The following is an 11,282-nucleotide window of genomic DNA, read 5'->3' as shown; positions in this document are numbered from 1 at the left end:
GTTAGTTAAACCATGCGCCGAGCGGCAGGGTCACGTCCAGCAGGCGGTCGAAGGCGTACCAGAGTAAAATGCCCAGTACGACCCCGGAGATCCCCGCCGCAGGCAGCGAGGCGTTAAACAGTATGCCAATCACCATCGTCAGCAGGGCGGTGGCAATCGGGAAGCCGAGCCACTCAAAGCCCCACGCATACATCAGCAGGACAATTACCATTACCAGCAGACGTTGCAGCGTACGGCGTGGCGGCCACTCCACGGTATCCGGATGGCGCAGCAGCAGCGCCACCGAGCAGAGCAGCATCAGGCCGACTATGCCGACGGGGAAGGGGCGTGGCCCCACGGGTTCATAGCTGTATTCGCTGTGGATCTGCCAGGCGACGAACATGCCGCCAATGCAGAGCAGCAGCCATATCCCGGCAAAAATGCGATCGCTCATAGCGCCTCCGGTTATTTCGCCAGACCAAAGGCTTTCGCCTGTTCGCGGTAGTCATTCACCTGTTTTTTGACATACTCGTCCAGCTGCTTGCCGTTCAGGTTGAACTCAAACAGCCCGCGCAGATCGCGCTGTTTTTTGAACTCCTCGGTTTGCTGAAGTTTTGCGAAGGTATCCACCCACCACTGGTACTCGGCGTCGGTCACTTTTGGCCCGACGAAGAAGCCGCGGATGATCGGCCAGACCAGGTTATAACCCTGCTCTTTAGCGGTTGGGACGTCTGCCAGCTGGCCCGGCAGACGGTTTTCCGAGAAGACCGCCAGCACGCGGATCTTATCCCCGCTCAGGTAGGGCACCATTTCGCTGAGATCGCCCGATACCGCCTGGACGTGATTGCCCATCAGCGCCGTCACCGGCTCGCCGCCGCCTTCAAAGGCCACGTAACGCATCTTGTGCGGATCCACTTTGGCCTGCTGCGCCAGCAGCGCGGCTTTCATCCAGTCCTGGCTGCCGATAGAGGCGCCCGCGCCAATGACCACGCTGTTCGGATCTTTTTCCATGGCGGTCAGCAGATCTTTCAGGGATTTCCACGGGGAGTCCGCGCGCACGGCGATCATGCCGTAATCGGTGCCTACGGTGGCGAGCCAGCGCACGTCATTCACGTCATAACGACCAAATTTCCCCTGCGACAGGTTTAGCAGCGAACCGCCGGAGAAGGCCACCACGGTGCCCGCTTCGGCAGGGCGCTGCGCGACGATGGCGTTATAGGCTACCGCGCCCACGCCGCCGGGCATGTAGGTGACGCGCATCGGTTTCTCGATGGCCTTCGTCTCCAGCAGGCTGACCTGAATCAGCTTACAGGTCAGGTCGAAGCCGCCGCCGGGTTTGGCCGGGGCGATACATTCGGTACGGGATGGCGCGTCCTGCGCCTGGACGACAGAGGCACTCAACAGCAATACGCTTGCAGCAAGGGTAGAAAGTAATTGTTTTTTCATCGTTTATCCTCACGCCGGAGAACCGGGAGTACGGGTACGGGTGTATTTTTTCTGATTATGTGAACCACCTTGTAGCGGTTCCGTTGCGTGATTGTTAAAACAATAACCTTTCATTTCCCTTTCACTGCGACACCAACTTTACAGGATGTGATATGCGTCTCTTACTGGCGGAAGATAATCGTGAGCTGGCTCACTGGCTGGAAAAAGCGCTGGTACAAAACGGATTTGCCGTGGATTGCGTCAACGATGGACGGGCGGCCGATCATCTTTTGCAGGGAGAAAACTATGCCGTCGCGATCCTTGATATCGGCATGCCCGGCTTCGACGGGCTGGAGGTGGTGCATCGCCTGAGAAAGCGCGGGCAGACGCTGCCGGTGCTGTTTCTTACCGCCCGCAGCAACGTGGCAGACAGGGTGAAGGGGCTGAATGCCGGGGCGGATGACTACCTGCCGAAACCGTTCGAGCTGGAGGAGCTTGATGCCCGCCTGCGCGCGCTGCTGCGCCGCAGCGAAGGACGAACCCAGGAGCGCCAGCGGCTGGGAGAGCTGGAGTACGATGATGAAGGCTTTTTTCTGCTGCGCGATGAACCCCTTTCCCTCACGCCGCGCGAACTCTCTTTGCTGAAGGTGCTGATGCACCGCCGGACCCGTCCCGTCTCCCGGCAACAGCTTTTCGACCAGGTATTCAGCCTGAACGACGACGTCAGCCCCGAGAGCATCGATCTCTATATTCACCGCCTGCGTAAGAAGCTGACCGGCAGCGGGGTGCGGATCATTACCCTCCGGGGGCTGGGCTACGTGCTGGAGTGCGGCGATGAGGTGGGTTAAGCCGCAGTCGCTTTACCTGCAACTTTTGCTTTTTCTGGGTTTGCCGCTGCTGCTGTTATGGGGGCTGTCAGCCTTTAACAGCTACGTTAGCGCGTTACAGGCGGCGACGCAGGCCTATGACCGCACGCTGTTATCCTCGGCGCGCACGGTGTCAGAGCGGCTGGTGGTGCACAACGGCAAGCTCCAGGTGAACGTGCCCTGGGTCGTGCTCGACAGCTTCGAGCTGAACATGAACGATCGCCTCTATTACAAGGTCGTGGACCCTGACGGGCGGACGATCTCCGGCTACGACGATCTGCCGAATATGCCTCCCTCCACGTCGCGCACTACACACTATCCGGCGCTGGCGTGGTTTTATCATACCGAGTATCGCGGGCAGGCGATCCGCGTGGCGAAGCTGCTCCAGCCGGTTAACGAGGACAGTGTGTTCGGGATGGCGGAGATCTACGTCGCCGAAACGTTGCAGTCGCGGCGCTATCTGGCCACTCAGCTGCTGTTTTCCTCGCTCGTGTCGCAGGGGCTGCTGGTGCTGCTTACGCTGGTCCTGACCGCGTGGCTGCTGCGTCGTGTGCTGCGCCCGATGCGGCAGCTCTCGTCCCTGATGGTGCGCCGTGAGCCCGGGCTGCTGGCTCCGCTGCCGGAGCTGCTGCCCTGGTCGGAAACGCGGCTGCTGATTGTGGCATTTAACCGCTATATCGACAGGTTGCGCGGCGTACTTTCGCGGCAGGCGCGCTTTAACGCCGACGCCTCACACCAGCTCAAAACGCCGCTGGCGGTGCTGAAAACCCAGGTATCGGTTGCCCTGACGCGTAACGATCCGGCGCTGTGGCAGGAGAGCTTACGGGCGATGAACGTCACGCTGGATAACACCATCGTGCTGACGGAAAGGCTGTTGCAGCTTTCGGCGGTGAAGCGAAAAGAGCAGGGGGAGCGACAGTTTGCGCCTGTCGATCTGGTACAGGTGGTGCAAAACTGCTGCTTTTCCCGGCTGGCGCAGGCGCGCAGCAAGGGTATCGATCTCGGTTATGACGGCGTACAGCAGTCGGTAATGATTGAGGGGGATGACGTGTTGCTGGGCGAACTTTGCGCCAACCTGCTGGAGAACGCAATCAAATACACACCGGAGCAGGGCGTCGTGACGGTGTACCTGCGCACGGCTAACGATGCCGTTGAGCTGAGCGTGGAGGACAGCGGACCGGGCATTGCTGAAGACCAGATCTCCCAGGCCATGCTGCCGTTTCATCGGTTGGATAACGTGGGCGATGCCGCCGGGTCCGGCATTGGCCTGGCGCTGGCTAACGATATTGCCCGCCTGCACCGCAGCCATCTTCAGCTGATGCCCAGTGAAAATCTGGGTGGGCTGAGCGTGAAAATGCGCTTTCTGATGCTGGTATAAATGCCGATATTATCAAATCGTTACAAACTAATTGCCCGCCGCACGCGGAGTCCATTGATCACACAGGCAGTCAGGTTAAAATCTCGCGGTTTTTGGACATCTCTGAATAAATTGTGCGGGATCACGACAATGAAAAAAGTGGCATTAATGGGCTTAAGCGGCCTGATGTTTGTTTCAGCAGCGGCAAACGCAATTTCCTTCAACGGCTCGGCGGGACAAGATTATACCCATCTGGGCTTTGGTCTTGGCACGGATAGCGCAGGCCTGGCAATGACCGGCGGCTGGACGCACAACGACGACGATGGGGATGCGGCAAGCCTGGGCCTCGGCTTCAACGTGCCGTTGGGTCCCTTCCTGGCGACCGTCGGCGGTAAAGGCATTTACACCAACCCGAACGACGGCGACGAAGGCTACGCGGCGGCAGTGGGCGGCGGCTTGCAGTGGAAAATTGGCGACAGCTTTGGCCTGTTCGGTGAGTACTACTACTCCCCGGATTCCCTCTCCAGCGGTATCGACAGCTATCAGGAAGCTAATGCCGGCGCGCGCTGGACCATCATGCGTCCGATCACCATCGAAGCGGGCTATCGCTATCTGAACCTGGCCGGTAAAGACGGCAACCGCGACAACGCCCTGGCAGACGGCCCGTACATTGGCGTGAGCGCCGGTTTCTAATCCTCTCGGCGCGGCGTTCAGTCGCGCCAGTTTCTCTCTTCCCCCGGTCCTCGATTGCGCTATAGTGTTTTGACCATTGAAATGGGAGAACACAATGATAAATGTGGAAATGTTATCCACTGGCGACGAAGTGCTGCATGGGCAAATCATTGATACCAATGCCGCCTGGCTCGCCGATCTCTTCTTTGAGCAAGGATTACCGTTAACGCGCCGCAACACCGTAGGTGACAATCTTGAGTCGCTGGTCAACGTTCTGCGCGAGCGCAGCGAACGCTGCGACGTGCTGATTGTGAACGGCGGGCTGGGACCCACCAGCGACGATCTCAGCGCGCTGGCCGCCGCCACGGCCAAAGGCGAAGGCCTGGTTCTGCACGAGGCGTGGCTGGCACAGATGGAGCGCTTTTTCTCCGGGCGTGGCCGCGTGATGGCCCCCAGCAACCGCAAGCAGGCTGAAATTCCCGCCAGCGCGGAACTGATTGATAACCCGGTCGGCACCGCCTGCGGGTTTGCCGTTCAGCTGAACCGCTGCCTGATGTTCTTCACCCCGGGCGTCCCGTCGGAATTTAAAGTGATGGTCGAGCAGCAGATCCTGCCGCGCCTGCGCGCGCGCTTTACGCTGCCTGAACCGCCGCTGTGCCTGCGTCTGACCACCTTTGGTCGCTCGGAAAGCGATCTGGCCCAGAGCCTCGATCACCTGCAACTGCCTCCTGGCGTGTCGATGGGCTATCGCTCCTCCATGCCGATTATTGAACTGAAGCTGACCGGACCGGCGTCAGAGAAAGCCGCCATGCTGGCGCTGTGGCCGGAAGTGCAGCGCGTCGCCGGGGAAAGCCTGATTTTCGAAGGAACGGAAGGGCTGCCGGCGCAGATCGCAGCGCATTTGCAGTCCCGCCAGTTGAGCGTGACGTTAAGCGAGCAGTTTACCGGTGGGCTTCTGGCGCTTCAGCTTACCCGTGCGGGTGCGCCGCTGCTGGCCAGTGAAGTGGTGCCGTTCCAGCAGGAGACGCTGGCGCAGACGGCGCGCTGGGCGTCCGAGCGCAGAGTGAAGCATTTCGCCGGGCTGGCGCTGTTTGTGGGCGGGCTGGATGAGGAGCACCTCAACTTTGCCCTGGCAACGCCGGAAGGGACGCACGCCCTGCGGGTCAGGATGAGCATTACCCGCCACAGCCTGGCCGTGCGTCAGGAGGTGTGCGCGATGATGGCGCTGAACATGCTGCGCCGCTGGCTGAACGGGAAAGAGGTCGCCAGCGAGCACGGCTGGATCAACGTCGTGGAATCGCTGTTCGTAGAGTGAGAGTGTGCCGGGGCAGAGTCCCCGGCAACGGTTACGCCAGCGCTTTTGCCAGCAAGGTAATGGGATGTTCACAGCGTTTGCTGGTGGACATCTCGATCTGCCACTTACAGGTTTCGCAGTCTGTCACCACGATATCTGCGCCGCTCTCTTCAATCTGGCGGAACAGCGGCGCGCCAATGGCCTGTGACGTTGGGTAGTTTTCACGCTTGAAGCCGTAGGTGCCAGCGATGCCGCAGCAGCGTGAGTCCAGCACCGTCAGCTCCAGCCCCGGGATCAGACGCAGCAGCTCAAGCGTATAGATCGACCAGCCCATCTTCTCCATATGACATGGCGTGTGATACACCACCTTCAGCGGCAATTTGCCCAGCGGTAACGTCTGCCCGCTGTCCAGTTTGCGCCAGAGAAAACGGGTCGCCAGCTCAATGTGCTCGCGCAGGCCGGTGTTATCCACCTCCAGCAGATGCGGATATTCATCGCGCAGCGTGAAGGTACAGGTTGACGACGTCGCCAGTACCGGTATCCCTTTGTCGACGATCGCCTCACGTAAAGAGGTGACGTTGCTGCTCGCCTGCTTGCGCGCTTTGTCGATGAAGCCGTTGGCAATCAGCGGAACGCCGCAGCACTTTTCTTTGCTCAGCAGCTGAACGCCCGTTCCCATGGCGTTCAGGACTTTCAGCAGGTCTTTCCCCAGCTGCGGATGGTTGTAGTTCACGTAGCAGCCGTGGAAGAAGGCGACCTGCTCAGAGAACTGCGCCTGTTCTGCCGCCACGGATTTAAACCAGCGGCGGAAGGTGCCGTGAGAATATTTCGGCAGACTGCGGTGATGGTCGATTTTGAGCGTCGCATCCAGCAGCCTGCGCACCGGCTTCAGGGCGGTGGCGGCATTGACGACCGGCGCGAAAGGCGTCGAGAGGCTACCCATCAGATCGGTGTGGCTCAGTATCGCGTCACGCAGCGTCGGTTTTTGCGTACTGTAGCGGGCGCGGGCGCGCTGGATGATATCGCCTATTTTCACGTCCGACGGGCAGGCAACTTCGCAGCGTTTGCAGTTGATGCAGTATTTCAGCGCCTCGTCGTAGAGCGCGCCATCCTTCAGGCGCAGACGCTCCCCGTCGGGACCGGCCTGTTTCGGGCCGGGATAGCGCGGATCGACGCCGCTGACCGGGCAAACCGTGGTGCAGACCGTGCATTTGATACAGCTTTCAAATTGGGTGTCGTTCATTGTGCTCCCTCCCTGCGCTGGATAATCTGCTCCGCGACATGCAGCGCAGTGACGGCGCAGACGCCGCCACCGCAGCCCTGCGCCACGGGATCGTACCCGCCCAGAACCGAGCCGATGGCGTAAAGATTTTCAACCGGTTCCCCGCCCAGCCGCGGGCGCAGTTGGCTGTCGACGATCACGCCGAACTGCTGCCAGGGCTGCGGGGTGAAGAAATCGCTTTGATACCAGTCCGCGCGGGAAGCGCTTTGCCGGACGTCCAGACCGAGGATCGCCTCACGCACGCCATCCCGGCTGCTCAGCAGACCGTTACTGAAGAAACTGCCGCTTGCCAGCACCGTAAAGCGTGCGCGAAGCGGGATGTCGCCGTGGTTGCGGGTCCAGATTTCGCTTACCGCGCCCTCAGCCAGGATGATTTTTTTCACCTCGTCGCCTGCCATCCAGACGCCACCCTGGGCAACAAACTGACGCTGAAGCTGGGTGTGCAGACGAATGCCGGGCACGGAAGGGGGGAGCGTCGGCAGTAAACCGAGCGTACAGGGCAGGCGCGCCGAGAGCCAGCGCCAGAGCCGGTTGTCCGTTAAGCCAAAACAGGCGGGCATAAACAGGGCGTCGCAGGTCTCGCCGAGCGGTTGAAGCGCCGCGTACAGCTGCGGCCAGTAACTTTCATTATCCAGCAGGCGGGCAATGTTCACCGCACGAAACTCGCTGGGGTTTTCGCGCAGCACGTCGAGTTCGGGGAGATCAATCTCCGCCGTATCCACCTGAACACCCTGCTGTCTGAGAGACGCGGCGGCCAGATGCGGCTGGAAATCGAGGAAGCCGCTGATCCCCACCACCCGCACGCGCTCGGCAGCGATGGGGGCGACAGGCACCTCTTCCGGGCTAAGCCAGGCGGCGCGCAGGGTGCCGAGCGGCGTGACGCGCTGATGATTTTGCTCGGCGTCACCCTGCATGCGTGCGCCGCAGGTGGTGAGCAGGTGTTCGGTTTCGCAGGCAAAGCGGGCCATATTCTCTGCGCCCGTCAGGCGGTAGGGATGTTCAGGCGGCAGATCGGCGAACGATAGCGCGCCCAGTAAATCCAGCGAGCCGGAAGAGAAGTGCAGGGCACTCTGACCGCGAGTGACAATGGCGCAGCGCAGACCCCGCTGCGTCAGTTTGAGGCCGCACAGCAGGCCCGCCAGTCCCCCACCCACAATCACGGTATCAAATTTCATGGTTGTGCTCCTTCTCCAGACCGCAAAGCCCCTGATAGACCCAGCGGGTAAACTCGCTTTCGCGCAGGGCATCGCCCCAGGCGACGGGCTGAATGCCCTTCCAGCGCTCGTTTAAAAAATCGCTGAGCTGGGCAAGCGACTGGGTTGAGGTGGTGGCGTGAAAACGTTGCAGCAGCCCGGCGGCACGGCAGGCGCACAGCTCCCCCTGACAGGTGCCCATCCCGACGCGCGTGCGGCGGCGTAAATCGAGCAGGTTGTTCACCGTCAGGTTTTCCACGGCATACTGCACCTCGCCTGCGGTCACGGCTTCGCATTCGCACACCAGGCTGCGGCTGAGTCGCCCTTCACCGAGCCAGGTTGGGGTGCGGTCCCCGTGGCGGTAAATCGCCGAACCGCGAAGCGGGGCAGGGAGTGAAATGATTTTGTGCAGCGTTTTTTCTGTCGATTGCTGCGAGCCGGGCAGAGCCTGTTCCGCCGTCACGCACGGTGCGGTGTTGCCGAGCTTACGGCAGACGGCATCGGTGGCCCACTGGGCCATCAGCCGGTAGGTCATCAGCTTGCCGCCGGTAATGGTGATAAACCCGTCCATGCCGTCGCGTTCGGCGTGATCGAGCAGCACGATGCCGCGGCTGACGTTACGCCCGCTCGGATCGTTATCGCTGGCGACGAGGGGACGCACGCCCGCGTAGGCACGCAGAATACGCGTCTGCGCCATCACCGGGGCCAGCTTTTCCCCTTCGCGCAGCAGGATATCCACCTCTTCAGCGGTGACGCGGTTGTAATCAATTTCGCTGTAGTCCACATGCATTGAGGTCGTGCCGATTAACGAAATGGTGTCCCCCGGCACGAGGATATCGGCGTCAGACGGTTTACGGCAGCGGTTGATGACATGGTTATTGATGCGGTGGTCGAGGATCAGCAGCGAGCCTTTCGCCGGGAACATGCGCACCGACAGGTCCGCGTATTCCGCGATGCGCTGGCCCCAGATCCCCGCCGCGTTGACCACGACGGCGGCATACAGCTCGCGGTGTTCGTTGTACTGCGCATCAAACACGCGCACCCCGCGCACGGTATTACCTTCACGAATAAGCCCGGTGACGTGATGCCCGGTCAGGATCTGGGCGCCATGTTCCCGCGCGTCGAGCATATTGGCGGCGGTCAGGCGGAAAGGATCAACGGTTCCGTCCGGTACTTTTACCGCGCCCAGTAACGCCGGGTTTACCGAGGGTTCAAGACGGCGCGCCTGCGCAGGATCGATCGCCTCGGCCTGAATGCCTGCCGCCGTGCAGGCGGTGATAAAGGTTTGCTGAAAGCCGAGGTCATCTTCTAGAAGGGTGATAAAAAGACCGTTGGTCGGTTCAACGCAGTGGCGGGCGATGCGCCTGAGGATCTGGTTTTCAGCGATACACTCGCGTGCTGACTCAGCGTCAGTGACCGCATAGCGGGCGCCGCTGTGCAACAGACCGTGATTACGTCCCGTCGCGCCGGTGGCGATATCGTGGCGTTCCAGAAGCGTGACGCTCAATCCCCGCAGGGCGCAGTCGCGTGCGATGCCGGCACCCGTCGCGCCACCGCCAATGATAATCACATCGCTGAAGCGTGGATCGTGAATTGTCATTGCCTTTCCTCTATGTTCGTTTTTTAGCATTTAGCCACATTGATCGTGTGGTTTGTTTGATTTCGAACATAAACGCGCGAAATTCGAAAGTGAAACGTGATTTCATGCGCTTTTTTGCGCATTCTGTCATATTTCTGTAACAATCTGTGCGTTGATTCACAGTAACATTCACCGTGATTTCTTAACATCGCCGCCTCTGTAGCCGGGCGCGAGATGCCCGGTCATTTTTTGAAAGGCCACGGAGGCTGTTATGCTCAGTATCTTTAAACCTGCGCCACATCGGGCGCGACTGCCAGAGGCAGAGATTGATCCTCTCTACCGCCGTCTGCGTTGGCAAATCTTCCTCGGGATCTTCTTCGGGTATGCGGCGTACTATCTGGTACGTAAAAACTTTGCGCTCGCCATGCCGTACCTGGTGGAGCAGGGCTTCTCTCGCGGCGATCTGGGATTTGCGCTGTCGGGGATCTCCATCGCGTACGGTTTTTCGAAGTTCATTATGGGGTCGGTGTCGGATCGTTCGAATCCGCGCGTGTTCCTGCCCGCCGGTCTGATCCTCGCGGCAGCGGTGATGCTGTTCATGGGCTTTGTGCCGTGGGCGACCTCCAGCATTGCCATCATGTTCGTGCTGCTGTTCCTCTGCGGCTGGTTCCAGGGGATGGGATGGCCGCCATGCGGACGCACCATGGTTCACTGGTGGTCACAGAAAGAGCGTGGTGGAATTGTATCTGTGTGGAACTGCGCACATAACGTCGGGGGCGGGCTTCCGCCGCTGCTGTTCCTGCTGGGGATGGCCTGGTTCAACGACTGGCATGCCGCGCTCTATATGCCAGCCTTTGGCGCCATTCTGGTGGCGATTATCGCCTTCGCTCTGATGCGCGACACCCCACAGTCCTGCGGCCTGCCGCCGATTGAAGAGTACAAAAACGACTACCCGGATGATTACAGCGAGAAGCACGAAGAAGAGCTGACGGCAAAGCAGATCTTCATGAAGTACGTGCTGCCGAACAAGCTGCTGTGGTACATCGCGGTGGCAAACGTATTTGTCTACCTGCTGCGCTACGGCATCCTCGACTGGTCGCCAACCTACCTGAAAGAGGTGAAGCACTTCGCGCTGGATAAATCCTCCTGGGCCTATTTCCTGTATGAATACGCGGGCATTCCCGGCACGCTGATCTGCGGCTGGATGTCGGACAAAGTGTTTAAGGGCAACCGTGGGGCGACGGGCGTGTTCTTTATGACGCTGGTCACCATCGCGACGGTCGTTTACTGGCTTAACCCGCCGGGGAATCCGGGTGTGGATATGGCCTGTATGATCGTCATCGGCTTCCTGATTTATGGTCCGGTTATGCTGATTGGTCTGCATGCCCTGGAGCTGGCGCCGAAGAAAGCGGCAGGCACGGCGGCAGGCTTTACCGGTCTGTTTGGCTACCTCGGCGGTTCGGTCGCTGCGAGCGCCATCGTCGGCTACACCGTCGACTTCTTCGGCTGGGATGGCGGCTTTATGGTGATGATTGGCGGCAGCGTGCTGGCTGTTCTGCTGCTGGTTGTTGTGATGATTGGTGAAAAACGTCACCACGCCGAAGTGCTGGCGCGTCGTCAATAAGGAGCATTGCG

General features: G+C 60.3%; 10 protein-coding genes. 5 read left to right on the top strand and 5 right to left on the bottom strand.

Features of this window, described 5'->3' with window-relative positions; genetic code table 11:
- Position 1 precedes the first annotated feature (1 nt).
- Positions 2–433 carry a tripartite tricarboxylate transporter TctB family protein gene (locus SK50_RS17575; RefSeq protein ID WP_003859443.1) on the bottom strand — a complete coding sequence of 144 codons (432 nt, stop codon included), beginning with the start codon at positions 431–433 and terminating at the stop codon, positions 2–4.
- A gap of 11 nt (positions 434–444) precedes the next feature.
- Positions 445–1,425: a Bug family tripartite tricarboxylate transporter substrate binding protein gene (locus SK50_RS17570; RefSeq protein WP_006811363.1), complete on the bottom strand. Its 981-nt coding sequence runs from the start codon at positions 1,423–1,425 to the stop codon at positions 445–447.
- A gap of 152 nt (positions 1,426–1,577) precedes the next feature.
- Between SK50_RS17570 and tctD the strand changes: the two genes are divergently transcribed.
- The 4 genes from tctD (at position 1,578) to SK50_RS17550 (ending at position 5,614) form a co-directional block, all read left to right on the top strand.
- The gene (gene tctD / locus SK50_RS17565) at positions 1,578–2,252 is read left to right on the top strand and encodes a transcriptional regulator TctD (RefSeq protein ID WP_006811361.1); all 675 of its coding nucleotides are present in this window, start codon (positions 1,578–1,580) and stop codon (positions 2,250–2,252) included.
- Positions 2,239–3,648 carry a sensor histidine kinase gene (locus tag SK50_RS17560; RefSeq protein ID WP_045343810.1) on the top strand — a complete coding sequence of 470 codons (1,410 nt, stop codon included), beginning with the start codon at positions 2,239–2,241 and terminating at the stop codon, positions 3,646–3,648. Before tctD ends, SK50_RS17560 begins: the two co-directional genes overlap by 14 nt.
- 129 nt (positions 3,649–3,777) lie before the next feature.
- Positions 3,778–4,320: a YfaZ family outer membrane protein gene (locus SK50_RS17555; RefSeq protein ID WP_017383419.1), complete on the top strand. Its 543-nt coding sequence runs from the start codon at positions 3,778–3,780 to the stop codon at positions 4,318–4,320.
- A gap of 94 nt (positions 4,321–4,414) precedes the next feature.
- On the top strand, positions 4,415–5,614 hold the full coding sequence (locus SK50_RS17550; RefSeq protein WP_017693016.1) for a nicotinamide mononucleotide deamidase-related protein YfaY: 1,200 nt from the start codon (positions 4,415–4,417) through the stop codon (positions 5,612–5,614).
- A gap of 31 nt (positions 5,615–5,645) precedes the next feature.
- Here SK50_RS17550 and glpC read toward each other — a convergent pair whose 3' ends face one another.
- The 3 genes from glpC to glpA are packed head-to-tail and all read right to left on the bottom strand — an operon-like array spanning position 5,646 to position 9,668.
- Positions 5,646–6,836, bottom strand: coding sequence for an anaerobic glycerol-3-phosphate dehydrogenase subunit GlpC (gene glpC / locus SK50_RS17545; RefSeq protein WP_023295077.1), 1,191 nt, complete (start codon positions 6,834–6,836; stop codon positions 5,646–5,648).
- A complete protein-coding gene (glpB, locus tag SK50_RS17540; protein WP_017693018.1) occupies positions 6,833–8,050 on the bottom strand; it encodes a glycerol-3-phosphate dehydrogenase subunit GlpB in 1,218 nt (405 codons plus the stop codon). Before glpB ends, glpC begins: the two co-directional genes overlap by 4 nt.
- Complete coding sequence (glpA, locus tag SK50_RS17535; RefSeq protein WP_045343808.1) at positions 8,040–9,668, bottom strand: anaerobic glycerol-3-phosphate dehydrogenase subunit A; 1,629 nt, start codon at positions 9,666–9,668, stop codon at positions 8,040–8,042. The genes glpB and glpA overlap by 11 nt, the downstream gene beginning before the upstream one ends.
- A 250-nt stretch (positions 9,669–9,918) precedes the next feature.
- Here glpA and glpT point away from each other — a divergent pair, with 250 nt between their 5' ends.
- A complete protein-coding gene (gene glpT, locus SK50_RS17530; RefSeq protein ID WP_003859423.1) occupies positions 9,919–11,271 on the top strand; it encodes a glycerol-3-phosphate transporter in 1,353 nt (450 codons plus the stop codon).
- The last annotated feature ends 11 nt before the right edge of the window (positions 11,272–11,282 follow it).

The sequence above is a fragment of the Enterobacter sp. BWH64 genome, assembly GCF_001037645.1.
Classification (GTDB): domain Bacteria; phylum Pseudomonadota; class Gammaproteobacteria; order Enterobacterales; family Enterobacteriaceae; genus Enterobacter; species Enterobacter hormaechei_C.
Note: the sequence above shows the minus strand (reverse complement) of the source record. Positions and strands in the feature narration are given on the sequence as shown.